This window comes from Actinophytocola gossypii (assembly GCF_025165815.1).
GTDB lineage: Bacteria > Actinomycetota > Actinomycetes > Mycobacteriales > Pseudonocardiaceae > Actinophytocola > Actinophytocola gossypii.
Map to the genome: position 1 here is coordinate 30,278 of NZ_JAFFZE010000024.1, position 21,202 is coordinate 51,479.

Genomic DNA, 21,202 nt, shown 5'->3' on the forward strand with positions numbered 1-21,202 from the left:
TCGAGAAAGGAACGCCGACATGGCGAAGATGAGCACGGACGAGCTGCTCGACGCGTTCAAGGAGATGACCCTCCTCGAGCTCTCGGACTTCGTGAAGCAGTTCGAGGAGACCTTCGACGTCACCGCCGCGGCCCCGGTGGCCGTGGCCGCCGGCCCGGTCCAGGGCGGCGACGGCGGCGCCCCGGCCGCCGAGGAGCAGGACGAGTTCGACGTCGTCCTCGAGGCCGCCGGTGACAAGAAGATCCAGGTCATCAAGGTCGTCCGCGAGGTCGTCTCCGGCCTGGGCCTCAAGGAGGCCAAGGAGCTGGTCGAGGGCGCGCCCAAGCCGGTCCTGGAGAAGGTCGCCAAGGAGGCCGCCGACGCCGCCAAGGAGAAGCTGGAGGGCGCCGGCGCGACCGTCTCCCTCAAGTGACGGCACGCTGATTTGCTCTGTTCAGGGCCGGTACCGCTATGGTGCCGGCCCTGAACGCTTTCCAGGGTCGGGGGACTTAACTGGGCAGTAACCTCTCGGCTCCTGGCTCGTTGCACCGACGTGTAACCGGAAGTCGCAGGAGGTTCGATGGGCGCCGAGGTGGTCGTCGAGGGTCTGACGAAGTCCTTCGGCCGGCAGACCATCTGGCGGGACGTCTCACTCACGTTGCCGCCGGGTGAGGTCAGCGCGATGCTCGGCCCGTCGGGTACCGGCAAGTCGGTGTTCCTCAAGTCGATGATCGGCCTGCTCAAGCCGGACGCCGGCCGGTGCGAGATCAACGGCGTCGACATCGTCACCTGCTCCGAGCGCAAGCTCTACGAGATCCGCAAGCTGTTCGGCGTGCTGTTCCAGGACGGCGCCCTGTTCGGCTCGATGAACCTCTACGACAACGCCGCGTTCCCGCTGCGCGAGCACACCCGCAAGTCCGAGTCCGAAGTCCGCCGGATCGTGCTGGAGAAGCTCGACATGGTGGGGCTGACCGGGGCGGAGAAGAAACTCCCCGGGGAGATCTCCGGCGGCATGCGCAAACGCGCCGGCCTGGCCCGCGCGCTCGTGCTCGACCCCGAGATCATCCTGGTCGACGAGCCGGACTCCGGCCTCGACCCGGTCCGCACCTCCTACATCTCCCAGCTGTTGATGGACCTGAACGCGCAGGTCGACGCCACCATCCTGATCGTCACGCACAACATCAACCTGGCGCGCACGGTGCCGGACAACATCGGCATGCTGTTCCGCCGCGAGCTGGTCATGTTCGGGCCCCGCGAGGTGCTGCTGACCAGCGACGAGCCGGCGGTCAAGCAGTTCCTGAACGGCAGCCGGATCGGGCCGATCGGCATGTCCGAGGAGAAGGACGAGGCCACCATGGCCGCCGAGCAGGCCCACATCGACGCCGGCCACCACGACGGCGGCACCGACGACGTGCGCGGCGTCGTCCCCCAGGTCGAGCCGACGCCCGGCCTGCCGGAGCGCCAGGCGGTCCGGCGCCGCAAGGACCGGGTGATGCAAATTCTGCACACCCTGCCGCCGAGCGCGCGGGAGGGGATCATCGACTCCCTCACCCCCGAGGAGCGCGACCGCTACGGCATCCAGTCCGGCGTCCACGCCACGCTGGGCAACCGCCGTCCCAGTCCGCGACCGAGGAACCAGGAGTGGCAGCCCGCGGAGGGCACCCTGGACACCGAGGTGGCGAACCTGCCCAGGTCCGACTGGCGCGGTGGTCCATGACAGCCGGCACGACCTCCGCCACCTTCCCGGGAGCCGGCGCCCTCCGACAGACCGGCCGGCTGTTCGCCCTGGGCCTGGACGTCATCGTGCAGACCTTCCGGCGGCCGTTCCAGTTCCGGGAGTTCATCCAGCAGTGCTGGTTCATCGCCAGCGTGACGATCCTGCCGACCGCGCTGGTCGCGATCCCGTTCGGCGCGGTGGTCGCGTTGCAGCTGGGCAACCTGATCCGCCAGTTCGGCGCCGAGTCCTTCATCGGCGCCGCCGCGGTGCTGGCGATCATCCAGCAGGCCGCGCCGCTGGTGACCGCGCTGATGGTGGCCGGCGCCGGCGGGTCGGCGATCTGCGCCGACCTGGGCGCGCGGACCATCCGCGAGGAGATCGACGCCATGCAGGTGCTCGGCGTCAACCCGATCCAGCGGCTGGTGGTGCCGAGGGTGCTGGCCGCGATGGTGATCGCGGTGCTGCTCAACGGCCTCGTCTCGGTGGTCGGCGTGCTCGGCAGCTACTTCTTCAACGTCGTCCTGCAGGGCGGCACGCCGGGCGCGTACCTGGCCAGCTTCTCCGCGCTCGCGCAGCTGCCGGACCTGTGGATCAGCGAGATCAAGGCACTGATCTACGGCTTCATCGCCGGGGTCGTCGCCGCCTACCGCGGGCTGAACCCCAAGGGCGGGCCGAAGGGCGTCGGGGACGCGGTCAACCAGTCCGTGGTGATCACGTTCCTGCTGCTGTTCCTGGTGAACTTCGTGCTCACCGCCGTGTACCTGACCGTCGTCCCGCCGAAGGGGAGCTGACCATGCCCTCCATCGGGGACACCGCGAGGCGCGTCGCGAACGCGCCGCTGAACTGGCTCGACACCCTCGGCGACCAGCTGTCGTTCTACCTGCGCGCGCTCGCCTGGATCCCGCGCACGCTGCGCCGCTACCTGCGGGAGACGTTGCGGATCCTGGCCGAGGTCAGCTTCGGCTCCGGCGCGCTCGCGGTCATCGGCGGCACGATCGGCGTGATGGTCGGCCTGACCGTCTTCACCGGCACGGTCGTCGGCCTGCAGGGCTACGCCGCGCTCGACCAGCTCGGCACCGCGGCGCTGTCCGGGTTCGCCTCGGCCTACATCAACACCCGCGAGATCGCGCCGCTGGTGGCGGGGCTCGCGCTGTCGGCCACGGTCGGCGCCGGGTTCACCGCGCAGCTCGGCGCCATGCGGATCTCCGAGGAGATCGACGCGCTCGAGGTGATGGGCGTGCCGAGCCTGCCGTTCCTGGTGACGACCAGGATCATCGCCGGCTTCATCGCGGTGATCCCGCTCTACATCATCGGCCTGCTGTCGTCCTACCTGGCGTCCAGAACGATCATCGTCTACTTCTACGGGCAGTCGGCCGGCACATACGACCACTACTTCAACCTGTTCCTACCCCCGGAGGACGTGTTCTGGTCCTTCGGGAAGGTGCTCATCTTCGCGATCGTGATCATCCTGGTGCACTGCTACTACGGCTACCGCGCGTCCGGCGGCCCGGCCGGCGTCGGCATCGCGGTGGGCCGGTCGGTGCGGACCACGATCGTCACCGCGGCGCTGCTGAACTTCTTCATCGGCTTCGCCGTCTGGGGCACGAACATCACCGTGAGGATCGCCGGATGAGGTCGACCAGAATGGCAACGATCCGGCGCCGGCTGCTCGGCGTCGGCTTCATCGTGGTGATCGCGGCGCTGGTCGGCCTGTCCGTCGCGGTCTACAACAAGGCGTTCAGCCCGGTGGTGCGGGTGACGCTGAGCACCGACGAGGTCGGCAACCAGCTCGACGTGCGCGGCGACGTGAAGGTCCGCGGGCTGCTCGTCGGCGAGATCCGCGAGATCACCCCGACCGCCCAGGGCGCCGAGCTGCAACTCGCGCTCGACCCGGACAAGGTCGACGTGATCCCGCGCAACGTCTCCGCCCGGTTCATCCCGAAGACCCTGTTCGGCGACCGGTACGTGGCGCTGCAGATCCCCGAGGACCCCGTCGAGGCGACCCTGAGCGAGGGTGACCGGATCGAGCAGGACCGCTCGGCGCCCGCGGTGGAGCTGTCGCAGGCCCTGGACCACCTGCTGCCGGTGCTCCAGGCGGTGCAGCCGCAGAAGCTGTCGACCACGCTGACCGCCATCTCGACCGCGCTGGAGGGCCGGGGCGAGCAGCTCGGCCGGACCCTGGTCGACCTGGGCAAGCTGGTCGACGAGATCAACCCGCACGTGCCGCAGCTCACCGAGGACCTGGAGGCCCTGGTCGAGGTCAGCGACACCTACACCGAGGCGGTGCCGGACTTCGTTGCCGCGCTCGAGGACCTCTCGGTGACCTCCCGGACCGTGCACGAGCAGCGCGCGAACCTGCGCGCCCTGTTCGCCGACCTGACCACGTCCAGCCGCGATCTGGAGTCCTTCCTGCGGGCCAACTCCGACAACCTGATCCGGCTGTCCGACAGCTCCCGGGACACCCTGGAGCTGCTGGCCAGGTACTCGCCGTCCTACCCGTGCTTCCTGGAGCAGATGGCCGGCCTGGTCGACCTCGCCGCCCCGGTGTTCGGCCGCGGCACCGACAAGCCGGGCCTGCACGCGACGATCGAGGTCGTGGTCAACAAGGGCCCGTACGAGCCGGGCAAGGACGAGCCCGAGTTCGACGAGCACCGCGGCCCGCGCTGCTACGACCCGGACGAGTTCCCGACCCCGTTCCCCGACCAGCCCCCGGACGGCCCGCTGCGAGACGGCACCTCGCACGGCCCGGCCAACCGCTCCGTCCAGGACGGCGTCCTGCCGCCGTCGAACACCGCGCCATCCTCCGCGACCGGCTCTGGCTCGCTGCCGAACTCACCGGCCGAGCGGGACTTCCTCGCCCAGCTCCTGGCGCCGAGCCTCGGCGTCGAGCCGTCGGACGTGCCGGCCTGGTCGAGCCTGCTGGTCGGCCCGCTCTACCGGGGGGCGGAGGTGACGTTCAAGTGAGGGGCATCGTCGCGCCGCTGGTCAAGCTGGCCATCTTCACCGTGGTCACGGTGGCCGCCACCGCCGTGCTCGCGATCAGCATCGCCAACGTCAACCTCAGCTCGACCGACACCTATCTGGCCCGGTTCACCGACGCCACCCAGCTGGAGCCCGGCGACGACGTGCGGATCGCCGGCGTACGGGTCGGGCAGGTCGAGGAGGTCAGCATCGTCGACCGCACCCAGGCCCAGGTCGAGTTCGAGGTCGACGCGAAGCGCACGCTGCCGGCGTCGGTCACCGCGCAGATCAAGTTCCGCAACCTGATCGGCCAGCGCTACGTCTCGCTCGGTCAGGGCGCGGGCGGCGACCCCAACGACGTGCTGGAGCCGGGGGAGACGATCCCGATCGACCAGACCAGGCCCGCGCTGGACCTGACCGAGCTGTTCAACGGGTTCAAGCCGCTGTTCCGCGCGCTGTCCCCGGACGACGTCAACCAGCTGTCCTACGAGATCATCCAGGTCCTGCAGGGGGAGGGCGGCACCGTCGAGTCGCTGCTCGCCCACACCGCGTCGCTGACCTCGACGATCGCCGAGAAGGACCAGGTCATCGGCCAGGTCATCGACAACCTCAACACCGCGCTGGAGACCATCAACTCCCGCGGCGACAAGCTCTCCGACCTGGTCGTGCAGGTCCAGCGGCTGGTGTCCGGGCTGGCTCAGGACCGCGAGCCGATCGGCGACGCGATCGACGCGCTCGGCGGGCTCGCGAACACCACCTCCGGCCTGCTCGACGAGGCCCGCGAGCCGCTGAAGAAGGACATCGACGCGCTCGGCGGCCTGGTCAACAACCTCAACGACAGCGAGCAGGTGGTGGAGCACTTCATCCAGTTCCTGCCGGAGAAGACCGCGAAGCTGACCCGCACGGTCAGCCACGGCTCCTGGTTCAACTTCTACCTCTGCTCGATGGAGGGCTCGGTCGCCATCCCGGGGATCATCACCGAGCCGATCGACGTCCCGCTCTCCGAGGCGGCCGCGGGGAGGTGCACCCGGTGAGATCGTTCAGCTCCCGCAACCCCATCCCGATCGGGATCGCCGGGCTCGTCGTGCTCGGGCTCGCGTTCACCGTGGCCATGTTCAGCGACGACCTGCCGATCATCGGCGGCGGCACCAGCTACAGCGCCGAGTTCTCCGAGGCCGCCGGGCTGCAGCCGGACGACGAGGTGCGGATCGCCGGGGTCAAGGTCGGCGAGGTGAACGACGTCGAGCTGGACGGCGACCGCGTGGTCGTGACGTTCAAGGTGAAGGACGCCTGGCTCGGCGACCGGTCCTCGGCCGCCATCAAGATCAAGACCGTGCTGGGGCAGAAGTACCTGTCGCTCGCCCCCGACGGCCGCGAGGTGCTCGACCCGGCCGACCGCATCCCGCTGGCCCGCACCACCGCGCCCTACGACGTGCTGGAGGCGTTCCGCGGGCTCGCCGAGACCACGAACCGGATCGACACCGTCCAGCTCGCGCAGAGCTTCGAGGTCATCGCCGACACGTTCGCCGACACCCCGGACGACGTGAAGGGCGCGCTGACCGGCCTGCAGGCGCTGTCGAAGACGATCTCCTCGCGGGACGCCCAGCTCGCCCAGCTGCTCGACAACACCAAGAAGATCAGCAGGACCCTCGCCGACCGGGACGCCGAGGTGGTCAAGCTGCTGGAGGACGGCAACCTGCTGCTCGACGAGGTGTCCAAGCGCCGGGACGCGATCAGCGCGCTGCTGGAGGGCACCCAGCGGCTCGCCACCGAGCTCAAGGGCCTGGTCGACGACAACAACGAGCAGCTGGGGCCGGTGCTGGACAGCCTCGACCAGCTGACCGGCATGCTGATGCGGAACCGGGACGCGCTGAGCCAGGGCATCCAGAACATGGCGCCGTTCGTGCGCCTGTTCAACAACGCCGTCGGCAACGGCCGCTGGTTCGACAACTACATCTGCGGCCTCGTCCCGCCGTCCACGGGCTCGATCAACCCGAAGGGGTGTCTGGCATGAGCGCCACCCGCCTCGGTCGGGACCTGACCCGCGGCGTCACCATCGCGATCGTGCTGGCGCTGGTGGTGGCCGCCGCGCTCTGGTGGGTGCTGCTGGACGCCAACCAGCGGCGCTACGCGGCGGTGTTCACCGGCGTCGTCGGCCTCTACGAGGACAACGACGTGCGGGTGCTCGGCGTGAAGGTCGGCCACGTGGACTCGGTCGAGCCCAGGGGCGACCTGGTGCGGGTGGAGATGCTGGTCGACCGGTCCGTCGACATCCCGTCCACCGCCAAGGCCGTGATCGTCGCGCCGTCCCTGGTCAGCGACCGGTACGTGCAGTTCGCCCCCGCCTACACCGGCGGCCCGGTGATGGCCGAGGGCACCGTGCTGGACCGCGAGCGCACCGCGACCCCGCTGGAGGTCGACGAGCTGTACGCGAGCCTCAACCGGGTCAGCCGCACGCTGGGCCCCAACGGCGCGAACGCGGACGGCGCCCTGTCCGACCTGCTGGACACGGCCGCGGCGAACCTCGACGGCAACGGCGCGGCGCTGAACAAGACGATCACCCAGCTGTCCAAGCTGGCCGACACGCTGTCCGGCAGTGACCAGGACCTGTTCGCCACCGTCGACAACCTGCAGAAGTTCACCTCCGCGCTGGCCGCGTCCGACGAGCAGGTGAACAGGTTCAGCGAGCAGGCCGCCGACGTCGCCTCGTTCCTCGCCGACGAGCGCGGCGACCTGGGCGCCGCGGTCAAGCAGCTCGGTGTCGCGCTCGGCGCCGTGCAGCGGTTCATCGACGACAACCGCACCCGGCTCAAGTCGAACGTCGACAAGCTGGCGTCGGTGACCCAGGTGCTGGTCGACCAGCGGGCCGCGCTCGCCGAGGTGCTCGACGTGGCGCCGGTCGCGCTGTCCAACATCATCAACGCCTACAACGGCTCGTCCGGCACCCTCGACGCCCGCCCCGACCTCAACGAGCTGTCCCAGCCGCCGATCGTGATGATCTGCCGGCTGGTCCGCCAGGGCACCCCGGCCGAGCTGCCGCCGACCCTGGCCGACACCTGCGACACCCTCGCGCCGGTGGTCGAGGGCCTGGTGCCGCTGCCGTCCACGCAGGAGATCATCACCGCGCTGGAGGCCGGCGAGATGCCGCCCATCCCGCTGCCGCTCGCGCAGGTCTACGGCATGGAAGAGGGTGGCAGCCGATGAAGCGCCTGGTCGCCGTGCTGGCCGCGGTGCTCGCCCTGTCCGGCTGCTCCTCGTTCACCGGCATCTACGACCTGCCGCTGCCCGGCGGCGCCGACCTCGGCGAGAACCCGTACACGGTCAAGGCCAGGTTCCGGGACGTGCTCGACCTGGTTCCGCAGTCAGCGGTGAAGGTCAACGAGGTCGCCGTCGGCCGGGTCGAGGAGATCACCCTCGCCCCGGACGGCTGGACCGCCGAGGTCACCATGCGGGTCAACCGCGACGTCGAGCTCCCGGCCAACGCGCTGGCCATGCTGCGCCAGTCGAGCCTGCTGGGGGAGAAGTACGTGCAGCTGTCCGCGCCGCCGCCGGAAAAGGTCCGCGGCCGCCTCGACGACGGCGCGCTGATCCCCCTGGAGCGCACCAACCGCAACACCGACGTCGAGGAGGTGCTCGGCGCGCTGTCGATGCTGCTCAACGGTGGCGGCGTCGAGCAGCTGCAGAACATCTCCCAGGAGCTCAACGCGGCCCTGGCCGGCAACGAGACCGACATCCGGCGCACCCTGAACAGCGTCGACACGCTGGTGGCGACCCTGGACGAGAGCAAGTCCGACATCACCCGCGCGATCGACGGGGTCAACAAGCTGGCCGCCACCCTCCGGGACGAGAAGGACCGGCTGGCCGGCGCGATCGACACCCTCGGGCCCGGCCTGGAGGTGCTCACCAACCAGCGCACCCAGCTGGTCACCATGCTGCAGGCACTGCAGTCGCTGTCCGACGTGGCGGTGGACACCGTGAACTCCGCCCAGGAGGACCTGGTCGCCGACCTCAAGGCGCTCACGCCGACCCTGCGCAAGCTCGGCGAGGCCGGTGCGAACCTGCCCAAGGCGCTGGAGCTGCTGTTCACGATCCCGTTCACCGACGAGGCGGTGCAGGGCGTCGAGGGCGACTACTTCAACCTGTACCTGAAGATGGACCTGAACCTGCGAACGATCATCGACAACCTGTCCCGCAGCAGGCGCAACCCGCTGGAGGACGTGCCGATCGTCGGTGACCTGGTCGGCGGGCAGGAGGGCGCCGGCGGGCCCCAGCTGGACGTGCCGGTCATCGGCGGCACCCCGTCCGACGGCGGTTCCGGTGGCAACCCCGGCGGGCTGGCGGGGATTCTCGACGGCATCCTCGGCGGGGGTGGCTGATGCTGACCAAGCGAGTGCGGTTGCAGGTCGTCGCGTTCTTCGTGATCGCGGTGGTCGCGGTGGTGTACGCGCTGTTCCGGTTCACCGACCTCGGCAAGGTGTTCGGCGCCGACGGCTACACGGTGAAGCTGAACCTGGAGGAGTCCGGCGGCATCTTCAGCAACGCCGAGGTCACCTACCGCGGGTACAACGTCGGCCGGGTCGGCGAGATCCGGCTCACCGAGGACGGCCTGCAGGTCGACCTGGAGATCGACCCGGAGGCGCCGCCGATCCCGGCCGACCTGGACGCCGTGGTGGCCAACCGGTCCGCGGTCGGCGAGCAGTACGTCGACCTGCGGCCGAGGGACGACTCCGGCCCGTACCTGTCCGCCGCGTCCCAGATCGACGCCGAGCGCAGCAGCACCCCGGTGCGCACCGACGTGCTGATCCGCGATCTGGACGCGCTGGCCAGCTCGGTGCCGACCGAGTCGCTGCGGACCGTGGTCGACGAGCTGAACCTGGCGTTCGCCGGCACCGGCGACGACCTGCGGGTGTTGCTCGACAGCACCACCGACTTCACCAGGATGGCCACCGAGCACCTGCCGGAGACGATCGCGCTGATCAACGACGGCGGCACCGTGCTGGACACCCAGAACGAGCAGGCCGGCAACATCAAGTCGTTCGCCGGCGACCTCGCCCTGCTGTCCGAGCAGCTCAGGAGCTCCGACCCCGACCTGCGCCGGCTGATCGAGTCCACCCCGAAGGCCGCGAACGCGGTGACCAACCTGCTCCGCGAATCGGGGCCAGGGCTGTCGACGCTGTTCGCGAACCTGCTGACGACCTCGGACATGCTCGCCCTGCGCAAGGACGGCCTGGAGTACGCGCTGGTGTCGTACCCGCTGTTCAGCGCGTCCGGGCAGGGCCTGCTCGGCGCGGACCCCGGCCAGGTGCACCTCGGGCTCGTGCTCAACCTGTTCAACCCGCCGCCGTGCGTGCGCGGCTACGAGGGGACCCGCAGACATGACGGCACCGACGGCTCCAGCACCGGCGACCCGGTGCCGCCGAACACCTACTGCGCCGAGCCGCCCGGCAGCCCGATCAACGTGCGCGGCTCGGCCAACGCGCCCTACGGTGGCCAGCCCCAGCAGCCGCCGGAGCAGCCGCATGGCGAACCAGCCCCCGGCGGCGGGACGCCGAACGCCGCGCTCGCGCCGGGTAGCCTGCCCGGCACGCTGACCCTGCCGGGTGCCGACCAGCCCAGCCTGGCCGCCCTGCTCGGACTGCCCGGCTGACCGCCCTTACCCTGGAGTGTTATGACTTCCCCGGCCGACCACGACCCGGACGGCGCCGAGCCCGCCCGCGACCAGGACGACCCGGCCGCCGAGGAGCCGGCCCGCTCGTCGAAGCTGCCGGCGATCGTGCTGACCGCCGCGGTCGCGCTGCTGGTCGCCTCGGTCGCGGTGGCCGGCTGGTTCGGCGTCGCCTGGGTCCAGGCCGCCAACGACGACGGCCTGGAGTACTCCCGCGCCCGCGACGAGGTCGACCGGGTGGCCCAGGCCGCGATCGTCACGATGAACACGATGGACCACCGCGAGGTCGACGAGCACCTGGCGAACTGGGCCGACGCCACCACCGGCACCCTGCACGACGAGGTCACCAAGCTCACCGAGGAGAACAAGCAGCAGATCCGCGACGCGAAGGCGGTCAGCAAGGCGGAGATCCGCTCGGCCGCCGTCCGCGAACTCGACGAGCGCGCCGGCAAGGCCACCGTGATAGCCGCGGTCGCCACCACGGTGTCCAACGGGGACGGCGAGCCGACCCAGAAGTACCTGCGCATCGAGGCCAGCCTGACCCGCACCGACGCAGGCTGGAAGCTCGACGCCATCGGCCCGGTCCCGTACGCCCCGCCCGGCCAGTAGCCCGAAAGGACCCCGAGCCGTGCCCCCCTCACGCCGCCGCCCGACCCCGAACCCGTCCCAGACCCCACCCGTCCGCCGCCGCAAGGTAGCCGGCCACAACCGCCCCACCCCACCCCCCGACACCCCCGCCGAGCCCCCCGAGCACGGGTCCGTCTCCGGCACCCTCGACCCCCAGGACCCCCCGCGAGTCGTACCTTCCCGTCCCGCGAGTCGTACGTTCCCGTCGCGCGAGTCGTACGCTCCCGGCCCCGACGAGTGGACCGAGCCCACCGAGGACCCCGAGCCCACCGACCTCGAAGACGCCGAGCCCGCCGAGCCCGCCGACCCCGAGCCGGCCCAGCCCGAGCCAGCCCAGCCCGCGTCCGAGTCCGAGTCCGCGCAGCCCGAGGCCCCCGAGCCGACCCACCGTCCCGCCGGCAAGCGCCGCGCCGCCGGCACGGCCCGTCCCGCCGACCTCACCGCCGCCGAGGCCGAGGCCGCCGCCCGCGAGCCCGCCACCGCCCCCCGCCGGAGCACCGTCAACCGGTACGCCGTGGCCGGCGTCCTCGCCCTGGTGGCCGTCGTGATCGCCGGCCTCGGCTTCTGGTTCCGCGGCGAAGCCCAGGCCGTGCACAGCGCCGACAACAACACCGCGCTGACCGACTCGGCCACCACCAGCGAGGTGATCGGCCAGCTGACCTCGGCCATCGAGGACACGTTCAGCTACAACTACACCGACCTCGCCAGCACCCAGCGGGCCGTCGAGTCTGTGCTGGCCGGCACGGCCCGCTGCGAGTACGACCAGCTCTTCGGCCAGATCAAGAAGCTCGCCCCGAAGCAGAAGATCATCATCGCCACCGCGGTCCGCGACATCGGCGTGGTCCGCCTCGACGGCGACCGCGCCGAGGCACTGGTCTTCATCGACCAGGTCTCCACCCGAGTCGACACGAACAAGTCCGGCGGCGGCGACGCCATGATCGGCGTCTCGGCCCACCGCGAGGGCGACACCTGGAAGATCACCGGCTTCAACATGTTCGACCAGGCCCTGGTCAACGGCGAGTCCGCACCCAAGTGCTGAGCAAGTCCCGCTGAACATCCGCTGACGTCGGGCCGGAAACGCGATGAGATCCTGGCGCGGCATCTTGACTCACCGACGTCGCGGGGTCACGCTAGTCACCGAGCGCGCGGACCATCGGTGGGAGGACGGTTGAGTGCGGGCCTGGACAGTCGCCGGCTAACCGGCTAGACTGCCCCTTTGCGCTGCCCACTTTCGCATGCCCTAGACTGTTGGGCACGACCGCACCCCTGACCAGCTTAGTTACAGTTGCTAACAAGGCTGCTCGACCGCACATAGTCCTGGAAGGACGCATCTTGGCAGTCTCCCGCGCGACCAAGGCCACTGCTGCGACCAACTCCACCATGTCGAACTCGGGTATCCCTGGAGCGCCCCTCCGGGTCTCGTTCGCGAAGATCCGTGAGCCTCTCAGCACACCCAATCTGCTCGACCTGCAGACCCAATCGTTCCAGTGGTTCACCGGCGACGAGGCGTGGTTCCAGCGCCGCGTCGACGCCGGCGACGAGAACCCGGTCGGCGGCCTCGAAGAGGTCCTGAACGAGATCTCGCCGATCGAGGATTTCTCCGGCTCGATGTCCCTCTCCTTCTCCGACCCGCGCTTCGACGAGGTCAAGGCCTCGACCGAGGAGTGCAAGGACAAGGACATGACCTACGCGGCGCCACTCTTCGTGACCGCCGAGTTCACCAACCACTCCACTGGCGAGATCAAGAGCCAGACGGTGTTCATGGGTGACTTCCCGGTCATGACGGACAAGGGCACCTTCATCATCAACGGCACCGAGCGTGTCGTGGTCTCCCAGCTCGTCCGCTCGCCCGGCGTCTACTTCGACACCAGCGTCGACAAGACCACCGACAAGGACGTCTACAGCGTCAAGGTCATCCCCAGCCGCGGTGCGTGGCTGGAGTTCGACGTCGACAAGCGCGACACCGTCGGCGTCCGGATCGACCGCAAGCGCCGTCAGCCGGTCACCGTGCTGCTCAAGGCCCTCGGCTGGACCACCGAGGCCATCCGCGAGCGGTTCCACTTCTCCGAGACGCTGCTGGCCACCCTGGAGAAGGACCACACCGCCGGCACCGACGAGGCGCTGCTCGACATCTACCGCAAGCTGCGCCCCGGCGAGCCGCCGACCAAGGAGTCCGCGCAGACGCTGCTGGAGAACCTGTTCTTCAAGGACAAGCGGTACGACCTGGCCAAGGTCGGCCGGTACAAGGCCAACAAGAAGCTCGGCCTGAGCCTGCCGCAGGACCAGGGCGTCCTCACCGAGGACGACATCGTCACCACGATCGAGTACCTGGTCCGCCTGCACGCCGGCGAGACGTCGATGACGATCGACGGCAAGGAGGTGCCGGTCGAGGTCGACGACATCGACCACTTCGGCAACCGGCGCATCCGCACGGTCGGCGAGCTGATCCAGAACCAGATCCGGGTCGGCCTGTCCCGCATGGAGCGCGTCGTCCGCGAGCGGATGACCACCCAGGACGTCGAGGCCATCACGCCGCAGACCCTGATCAACATCCGCCCCGTGGTGGCCGCGATCAAGGAGTTCTTCGGCACCTCGCAGCTGTCCCAGTTCATGGACCAGACCAACCCGATCGCGGGCCTGACGCACAAGCGCCGGCTCAACGCGCTCGGCCCGGGCGGTCTGTCCCGTGAGCGCGCCGGCATGGAGGTCCGGGACGTCCACCACAGCCACTACGGCCGGATGTGCCCGATCGAGACGCCGGAAGGCCCGAACATCGGCCTGATCGGCTCGCTGTCCAGCTACGGCCGGGTCAACCCGTTCGGCTTCATCGAGTCGCCGTACCGGAAGGTCATCGAGGGTCAGGTCACCGACCAGATCGACTACCTGACCGCCGACGAGGAGGACCGGCACGTCATCGCGCAGGCCAACGCGCCGCTCGACGAGCTGGGCCACTTCGCCGAGGACCGCGTCCTGGTCCGCAAGAAGGGCGGCGAGGTCGAGTTCATCGAGCCGTTCGACGTGGACTACATGGACGTCTCGCCGAGGCAGATGGTCTCCGTCGCGACCGCGATGATCCCGTTCCTCGAGCACGACGACGCCAACCGCGCGCTGATGGGCGCGAACATGCAGCGTCAGGCCGTGCCGCTGCTGCGCAGCGAGTCGCCGCTGGTCGGCACCGGCACCGAGCTGCGGGCCGCGGTCGACGCCGGCGACGTCGTGGTGGCCGAGAAGGACGGTGTGGTCGAGGAGCTGTCCGCCGACTTCATCACGGTGATGGCCGACGACGGCTCCCGCCGCACGTACGCGCTGCACAAGTTCCGCCGGTCCAACCAGGGCACCTGCGTGAACCAGCGGCCGATCGTGTCCGAGGGCGACCGGGTCCAGCAGGGCCAGGTCATCGCCGACGGGCCGTGCACCGAGAACGGTGAGATGGCGCTCGGCAAGAACCTGCTCGTCGCGGTCATGCCGTGGGAGGGCCACAACTACGAGGACGCCATCGTCATCTCGCAGCGGCTCATCCAGGACGACGTGCTCACCTCGATCCACATCGAGGAGCACGAGATCGACGCCCGCGACACCAAGCTCGGTGCCGAGGAGATCACCCGGGACATCCCGAACGTCTCCGAGGAGGTCCTGGCCGACCTCGACGAGCGCGGCATCATCCGCATCGGTGCCGAGGTCGGCGACGGCGACATCCTGGTCGGCAAGGTCACCCCGAAGGGCGAGACCGAGCTGACCCCGGAGGAGCGCCTGCTCCGCGCGATCTTCGGCGAGAAGGCGCGCGAGGTCCGCGACACCTCGCTGAAGGTGCCGCACGGCGAGACCGGCAAGGTCATCGGCATCCGGGTGTTCTCCCGCGAGGACGAGGACGAGCTGCCCCCGGGCGTGAACGAGCTGGTCCGGGTGTACGTGGCGCAGAAGCGCAAGATCCAGGACGGCGACAAGCTCGCCGGCCGGCACGGCAACAAGGGCGTCATCGGCAAGGTGCTGCCCGCCGAGGACATGCCGTTCATGCCGGACGGCACCCCGGTCGACGTCGTGCTGAACACCCACGGTGTGCCGCGACGGATGAACATCGGCCAGATCCTCGAGCTGCACCTCGGCTGGCTGGCCTCCCAGGGCTGGAAGATCGAGGGCAACCCGGACTGGGCGAAGGACCTGCCGGAGGACCTGTACGAGGTGCAGCCGGGCACGCACACCGCGACCCCGGTGTTCGACGGCGCCAAGGAGCACGAGCTCACCGGTCTGCTCGGCTCGACCAAGCCCAACCGGGACGGCGAGCGGATGGTCGGCGGCAACGGCAAGGCGACGCTGTTCGACGGGCGCTCCGGCGAGCCGTTCCCGTTCCCGGTGGCGGTCGGCTACATGTACATCCTCAAGCTGCACCACCTGGTGGACGACAAGATCCACGCCCGGTCGACCGGTCCGTACTCGATGATCACCCAGCAGCCGCTCGGCGGTAAGGCCCAGTTCGGTGGCCAGCGCTTCGGTGAGATGGAGTGCTGGGCGATGCAGGCCTACGGTGCCGCGTACACGCTGCAGGAGCTGCTCACGATCAAGTCCGACGACGTCCTCGGCCGGGTCAAGGTCTACGAGGCCATCGTCAAGGGCGAGAACATTCCGGAGCCCGGCATTCCGGAGTCGTTCAAGGTGCTGCTCAAGGAGCTGCAGTCGCTCTGCCTGAACGTGGAGGTCCTCTCCAGCGACGGCGCCGCGATCGAGATGCGCGACGGCGACGACGAGGACCTCGAGCGTGCGGCGGCGAACCTGGGCATCAACCTGTCCAGGAACGAGTCGCCCAGCGTCGACGACGTCGTGCAGTGAGCTGTCCGCCTCCTCGATTTTGGCTTTAAGGGAAAGAAGGAAGACCCCACGTGCTTGACGTGAACTTCTTCGACGAGCTTCGCATCGGCCTGGCGACCGCGGACGACATCCGCCAGTGGTCCTTCGGCGAGGTGAAGAAGCCAGAGACCATCAACTACCGGACCCTCAAGCCCGAGAAGGACGGACTCTTCTGCGAGAAGATCTTCGGCCCCACCCGGGACTGGGAGTGCTACTGCGGCAAGTACAAGCGCGTCCGCTTCAAGGGCATCATCTGTGAGCGCTGTGGCGTCGAGGTCACCCGCGCCAAGGTGCGCCGCGAGCGGATGGGCCACATCGAGCTGGCCGCGCCGGTCACCCACATCTGGTACTTCAAGGGCGTGCCCTCGCGCCTGGGCTACCTGCTCGACCTGGCCCCGAAGGACCTCGAGAAGATCATCTACTTCGCCGCGTACGTGATCACCGGCGTGAACACCGAGCAGCGGCACGAGGACCTGTCGACCCTGGAGAGCGAGATCGGGGTCGAGCGCAAGCAGGTCGAGAACCGCCGCGACTCCGACATCGAGGCCAGGGCGCAGAAGCTCGAGGCCGACCTGGCCGCGCTCGAGGCCGAGGGTGCCAAGAGCGACGTCCGCCGCAAGGTCAAGGAGGGCGGCGAGCGGGAGATGCGCCAGCTCCGCGACCGGGCCCAGCGCGAGCTGGACCGGCTCGAGGAGATCTGGAGCACCTTCACCAAGCTGGACACGAAGCAGCTGATCGCGGACGAGGTGCTCTACCGCGAGCTCATCGACCGCTACGGCGACTACTTCACCGGTGCCATGGGCGCCGAGGCCATCCAGAAGCTCGCCGCCGACTTCGACGTCGAGGCGGAGGCGGAGAACCTGCGCGACACCATCCGCAACGGCAAGGGGCAGAAGAAGCTCCGCGCCCTCAAGCGGCTCAAGGTCGTCGCGGCGTTCTCCACCACCGGCAACTCGCCGATGGGCATGGTCCTCGACTGCATCCCGGTGATCCCGCCGGACCTGCGGCCGATGGTCCAGCTCGACGGTGGCCGGTTCGCCACCTCCGACCTGAACGACCTGTACCGCCGCGTGATCAACCGGAACAACCGGCTCAAGCGGCTGATCGACCTCGGCGCGCCCGAGATCATCGTGAACAACGAGAAGCGGATGCTGCAGGAGGCCGTCGACGCGCTGTTCGACAACGGCCGCCGCGGTCGTCCGGTCACCGGCCCGGGCAACCGGCCGCTGAAGTCGCTGTCCGACCTGCTCAAGGGCAAGCAGGGCCGGTTCCGGCAGAACCTGCTCGGCAAGCGCGTCGACTACTCCGGCCGTTCGGTCATCGTGGTCGGCCCGCAGCTCAAGCTGCACCAGTGCGGTCTGCCGAAGGCGATGGCGCTCGAGCTGTTCAAGCCGTTCGTGATGAAGCGGCTGGTCGACCTGAACCACGCGCAGAACATCAAGTCCGCCAAGCGGATGGTGGAGCGCGCGCGGCCGGCCGTGTGGGACGTGCTGGAAGAGGTCATCACCGAGCACCCGGTGATGCTCAACCGCGCGCCGACGCTGCACCGCCTCGGTATCCAGGCCTTCGAGCCGCAGCTGGTGGAGGGCAAGGCCATCCAGCTGCACCCGCTGGTCTGCGAGGCGTTCAACGCCGACTTCGACGGTGACCAGATGGCGGTGCACCTGCCGCTGTCGGCCGAGGCGCAGGCCGAGGCCCGGGTGCTGATGCTGTCGTCGAACAACATCCTGTCGCCGGCGTCCGGCCGTCCGCTGGCCATGCCGCGACTGGACATGGTCACCGGCCTGTTCCACCTCACCCGGCTCAAGGAGGACGGCGTCGGCGCGGGCCTGGCGTTCTCCTCGCCGGCCGAGGCGATCATGGCCTTCGACCGCAAGGCGATCGACCTGCAGTCGCCGATCAAGGTGCGGATCACCGACCGCGCGCCGAACTCGGCCGACAAGCCGGAGGGCTGGGAGCCGGGTCAGCCGTGGCTGGCCAGCACCACGCTGGGCCGGGTGCTGTTCAACGACCTCCTGCCGGAGGACTACCCGTTCATGAACGAGCCGATGCCGAAGAAGCGGCAGGCCGCGATCGTGAACGACCTCGCCGAGCGGTACCCGATGGTCACCGTGGCGCGGACGCTGGACAAGCTCAAGGACGCCGGCTTCCACTGGGCGACCCGCTCCGGCGTCACCATCGCCATCTCGGACGTGGTGGTGCCGCCGCGCAAGCAGGAGATCCTGGACGAGTACGAGAAGAAGGCCGACGCCGTCGAGAAGCGGTACCAGCGCGGTCAGCTCTCCCACGCGGAGCGCAACAACGAGCTGGTCAAGGTCTGGGGCCAGGCGACCGAGGAGGTCGCCGAGGCCATGGAGGCCAACTTCCCGGAGGACAACCCGATCCCGACGATCGTGAAGTCGGGTGCGGCGGGCAACATGACCCAGGTCCGGTCGCTGGCCGGGATGCGTGGTCTGGTGTCCAACCCGAAGGGTGAGTACATCCCGCGTCCGATCAAGGCCAACTTCCGTGAGGGCCTGTCGGTGCTGGAGTACTTCATCGCCACGCACGGTGCCCGCAAGGGTCTGGCCGACACCGCGCTGCGTACCGCCGACTCGGGTTACCTGACCCGGCGTCTGGTGGACGTGTCGCAGGACGTCATCGTGCGCGAGATCGACTGCGGCACCACCCGCGGCATCAACATGACGATCGGCGAGGCCACCCCGGACGGCACCGTCCTGCGTGACCAGCACGTGGAGACCAGCGTCTACGCGCGCACGATCGCCGACGAGGTCACCGACGCGGACGGCAACGTCCTGCTCAACCGCGGTGACGACCTCGGCGACCCGGCGATCGAGAAGCTGATCACCTCGGGTGTCACGAAGGCCAAGGTCCGCAGCGTGCTGACCTGCGAGTCGGCGGTCGGCGTGTGCGCCACCTGCTACGGGCGGTCCATGGCGACCGGCCAGCTGGTGGACGTCGGCGAGGCGGTCGGCATCGTGGCGGCGCAGTCCATCGGTGAGCCGGGCACGCAGCTGACGATGCGTACCTTCCACCAGGGTGGCGTCGCCGGTGACGACATCACCACGGGTCTGCCGCGTGTCCAGGAGCTGTTCGAGGCCCGCGTGCCGAAGGGCAAGGCGCCCATCGCCGACGTCGACGGCCGGGTGCGGATCGAGGACGGCGACCGGTTCTGGAAGATCACCCTGATCCCGGACGACGGGAGCGAGGAGATCATCTTCGACAAGCTGTCGAAGCGCCAGCGCCTGGCGGTGCTGCCGACCGGTCCGCTGGCCGACGGCGACCACGTGTCGGTGGGTCAGCAGCTGCTCGAGGGCACGCCCGACCCGCACGAGGTCCTGCGCGTGATGGGGCCGAGGGAGGCCCAGCTGCACCTGGTGGACGAGGTCCAGAAGGTGTACCGGGCACAGGGCGTGTCGATCCACGACAAGCACATCGAGGTCATCGTCCGGCAGATGCTGCGCCGGGTCACGATCCTCGACTCCGGGTCGGCGGAGTTCCTGCCAGGTGCCCTGGTCGAGCGGGCCGACTTCGAGTCGGAGAACCGTCGGGTCGTCGCCGCGGGCGGCGAGCCGGCCTCGGGCCGCCCGGTCCTGATGGGCATCACGAAGGCCTCCCTGGCCACGGACAGCTGGCTGTCCGCCGCCTCCTTCCAGGAGACCACGCGAGTCCTGACCGACGCCGCCATCAACGGCCGGTCGGACAAGCTGGTCGGCCTGAAGGAGAACGTGATCATCGGCAAGCTGATCCCCGCGGGGACCGGCATCAACAAGTACCGCAACATCCAGGTCCAGCCGACCGAGGAAGCCCGAGTGGCCGCCTACGCCATCCCGAGCTACGACGACGGCTACTACACCCCGGACGTGTTCGGTACCGGCACGGGCGCAGCCGTCCCCCTGGACGACTACGACTTCGGCCGCGACTACCGGTAACACCGGTTTCCCCGGGAGCCCTCGACCGTGCTGGTCGGGGGCTCCCGGCTTTCTCAGCTGGGGTGATGTCGCTCCACACGAACGTGGTGATCGAGGCGAACGCGTGGATGGGCGACGAGCCGACGAGCACCGCGGGATCGGCCGCAGTGCTGGCGAAGGCTCACGAACGGGTGATCGTGAACATGAAACAGCCGTAGGCGACGTTGCGGCTGTGCACGCGTACGACCGCTGGGTCGGCGAGCAGGTCGGCGACCACGGTCTCCGGGGCGTGCCCGTCGTGCACCCGGGCGTCGTGGATCCAGCCGCGATCGTCGTAGGCGCGGAGCACCTGGGGTCGCCCGCGCCAGGCCGGCGGGTACCCGTCGAGCCGCGCCCGGCCGGCGCAGGGTTCGGCGTGGGCGTAGACGGCGCCGGTCTCGCGGTAGGGGCTGGCCGGAAGTGGCGGCTGGTAGCCGAAGAGCAGGAGCGCCTCGCCGGCCTCGGCGTCGCGCAGGCAGCAGCGGACGGGCTCGCCACCGGCGGCGGTCAGGCGCTCCACGGCGTTCCCGAGGTCGTCGACGCCGCTGACGCGGAGGCGGTCCAGCAGCTCGGCGGGCAGGGCATGGACGCGGAAGGCGGTGGTCATGGCGCCATCCTGACGCTCCGCAAATCGTCACGCTGGCGACAATCGGCCCTCGTCCGTGCGATGCCCGATCGAAGTACTACATTGATAGTAGGATCGGGCTCATGGAGCAGGTCCCCATCCGCGAGTTGAACCAGGACACCGCCGGTGTCCTGGCCCGTGTGGAAGCCGGCGAGTCCGTCGAGATCACCAACCGCGGCAAGCCCATCGCCCGCCTCGTCCCGGCCAGCACTCCAGGAGAGCTGGACGACCTAATCGCAGCCGGCCGGGTCATTCCGGCGACTCGACCCGGTCCGTTCCTGCCGCCGGAGGGCGAGGTCGAACCCGGCGTGGACGCCGCCGTGCTCATCCGTCAGCTCCGGGACGAGGAGCGCACGTGATCTATCTGGACAGCTGCGCGATCGTCAAGCTCATCCGCCCGGAGGACGAGAGCGTGCCGCTCTCGAACTGGTTGAACGACCAGTCCGACTCGATCGTCGTGACCACCGAGCTCGCTGAGGTGGAGGTGGCGCGGGCGCTGCGTCGAAGCTCACCGGCCCGGCTGGCGGCGATGCCCAACATCCTCGCTCAGATCAACCGCATCGAGATGGACGCCTCGGTGCGGGCCACGGCTGCCGCGTACACGGAGCCGCACCTCCGGTCCCTGGATGCGATCCATCTGGCCACCGCGGATGTCCTTGTCGCATCGGGTAAGTCGGTGTCGTCCTTCGTGACCTACGACAAGCGGCTGAGCTTGTGCGCCGCCGAGGTCGGGCTGAGCGTGGTCGCCCCCGGCGGCTAGTCCTGGCGCCACTGGCTGGATCTGGCCGGGAAAGGGCAGGTAGTCGCTGGTGCCGGCGCCCGCCGTGGTCGAAGCT

General features: G+C 69.5%; 17 protein-coding genes. 16 read left to right on the forward strand and 1 reads right to left on the reverse strand.

What is annotated here, in order from left to right; all coding sequences use genetic code 11:
- Positions 1 to 19 precede the first annotated feature (19 nt).
- The 14 genes from rplL (at position 20) to JT362_RS29630 (ending at position 19,723) form a co-directional block, all read left to right on the forward strand.
- Complete coding sequence (gene rplL / locus JT362_RS29565) at positions 20 to 412, forward strand: 50S ribosomal protein L7/L12 (RefSeq protein WP_260195128.1); 393 nt, start codon at positions 20 to 22, stop codon at positions 410 to 412.
- A gap of 147 nt (positions 413 to 559) precedes the next feature.
- Positions 560 to 1,696, forward strand: coding sequence for an ABC transporter ATP-binding protein (locus JT362_RS29570; protein ID WP_260195129.1), 1,137 nt, complete (start codon positions 560 to 562; stop codon positions 1,694 to 1,696).
- A complete protein-coding gene (locus tag JT362_RS29575; RefSeq protein WP_260195130.1) occupies positions 1,693 to 2,487 on the forward strand; it encodes an MlaE family ABC transporter permease in 795 nt (264 codons plus the stop codon). Before JT362_RS29570 ends, JT362_RS29575 begins: the two co-directional genes overlap by 4 nt.
- Before the next feature lie 2 nt (positions 2,488 to 2,489).
- Positions 2,490 to 3,329 (forward strand): MlaE family ABC transporter permease, encoded by an 840-nt coding sequence (locus JT362_RS29580; RefSeq protein WP_260195131.1) that lies wholly within the window; start codon positions 2,490 to 2,492, stop codon positions 3,327 to 3,329.
- Positions 3,326 to 4,660 carry an MCE family protein gene (locus JT362_RS29585; protein WP_260195132.1) on the forward strand — a complete coding sequence of 445 codons (1,335 nt, stop codon included), beginning with the start codon at positions 3,326 to 3,328 and terminating at the stop codon, positions 4,658 to 4,660. The genes JT362_RS29580 and JT362_RS29585 overlap by 4 nt, the downstream gene beginning before the upstream one ends.
- Entirely contained in the window at positions 4,657 to 5,691 is a 1,035-nt protein-coding gene (locus JT362_RS29590) for an MCE family protein (RefSeq protein ID WP_260195133.1), read from the forward strand. The genes JT362_RS29585 and JT362_RS29590 overlap by 4 nt, the downstream gene beginning before the upstream one ends.
- Positions 5,688 to 6,671 carry an MCE family protein gene (locus JT362_RS29595; protein ID WP_260195134.1) on the forward strand — a complete coding sequence of 328 codons (984 nt, stop codon included), beginning with the start codon at positions 5,688 to 5,690 and terminating at the stop codon, positions 6,669 to 6,671. Before JT362_RS29590 ends, JT362_RS29595 begins: the two co-directional genes overlap by 4 nt.
- Complete coding sequence (locus tag JT362_RS29600; protein WP_260195135.1) at positions 6,668 to 7,861, forward strand: MCE family protein; 1,194 nt, start codon at positions 6,668 to 6,670, stop codon at positions 7,859 to 7,861. Before JT362_RS29595 ends, JT362_RS29600 begins: the two co-directional genes overlap by 4 nt.
- Positions 7,858 to 9,033 (forward strand): MCE family protein, encoded by a 1,176-nt coding sequence (locus JT362_RS29605; protein WP_260195136.1) that lies wholly within the window; start codon positions 7,858 to 7,860, stop codon positions 9,031 to 9,033. Before JT362_RS29600 ends, JT362_RS29605 begins: the two co-directional genes overlap by 4 nt.
- Positions 9,033 to 10,304, forward strand: a complete 1,272-nt coding sequence (locus tag JT362_RS29610; protein WP_260195137.1) for an MCE family protein — start codon at positions 9,033 to 9,035, stop codon at positions 10,302 to 10,304. Before JT362_RS29605 ends, JT362_RS29610 begins: the two co-directional genes overlap by 1 nt.
- A gap of 21 nt (positions 10,305 to 10,325) precedes the next feature.
- Positions 10,326 to 10,931, forward strand: a complete 606-nt coding sequence (locus JT362_RS29615) for an Rv1363c family protein (protein WP_260195138.1) — start codon at positions 10,326 to 10,328, stop codon at positions 10,929 to 10,931.
- A 19-nt stretch (positions 10,932 to 10,950) separates the two neighbouring features.
- A complete protein-coding gene (locus tag JT362_RS29620) occupies positions 10,951 to 11,988 on the forward strand; it encodes a DUF4106 domain-containing protein (protein WP_260195139.1) in 1,038 nt (345 codons plus the stop codon).
- A 293-nt stretch (positions 11,989 to 12,281) separates the two neighbouring features.
- Entirely contained in the window at positions 12,282 to 15,773 is a 3,492-nt protein-coding gene (gene rpoB / locus JT362_RS29625) for a DNA-directed RNA polymerase subunit beta (protein ID WP_260195140.1), read from the forward strand.
- Positions 15,774 to 15,823: 50 nt separating this feature from the next.
- The gene (locus tag JT362_RS29630; protein ID WP_260195141.1) at positions 15,824 to 19,723 is read left to right on the forward strand and encodes a DNA-directed RNA polymerase subunit beta'; all 3,900 of its coding nucleotides are present in this window, start codon (positions 15,824 to 15,826) and stop codon (positions 19,721 to 19,723) included.
- Positions 19,724 to 19,883: 160 nt separating this feature from the next.
- On the opposite strand, the gene JT362_RS29635 is transcribed toward JT362_RS29630, so the two are convergent.
- Positions 19,884 to 20,348 carry a DUF1203 domain-containing protein gene (locus tag JT362_RS29635; protein ID WP_260195142.1) on the reverse strand — a complete coding sequence of 155 codons (465 nt, stop codon included), beginning with the start codon at positions 20,346 to 20,348 and terminating at the stop codon, positions 19,884 to 19,886.
- A gap of 101 nt (positions 20,349 to 20,449) precedes the next feature.
- Here JT362_RS29635 and JT362_RS29640 point away from each other — a divergent pair, with 101 nt between their 5' ends.
- Positions 20,450 to 20,725: a type II toxin-antitoxin system Phd/YefM family antitoxin gene (locus JT362_RS29640; protein WP_260195143.1), complete on the forward strand. Its 276-nt coding sequence runs from the start codon at positions 20,450 to 20,452 to the stop codon at positions 20,723 to 20,725.
- Positions 20,722 to 21,126, forward strand: coding sequence for a type II toxin-antitoxin system VapC family toxin (locus JT362_RS29645; protein WP_260195144.1), 405 nt, complete (start codon positions 20,722 to 20,724; stop codon positions 21,124 to 21,126). Before JT362_RS29640 ends, JT362_RS29645 begins: the two co-directional genes overlap by 4 nt.
- The last annotated feature ends 76 nt before the right edge of the window (positions 21,127 to 21,202 follow it).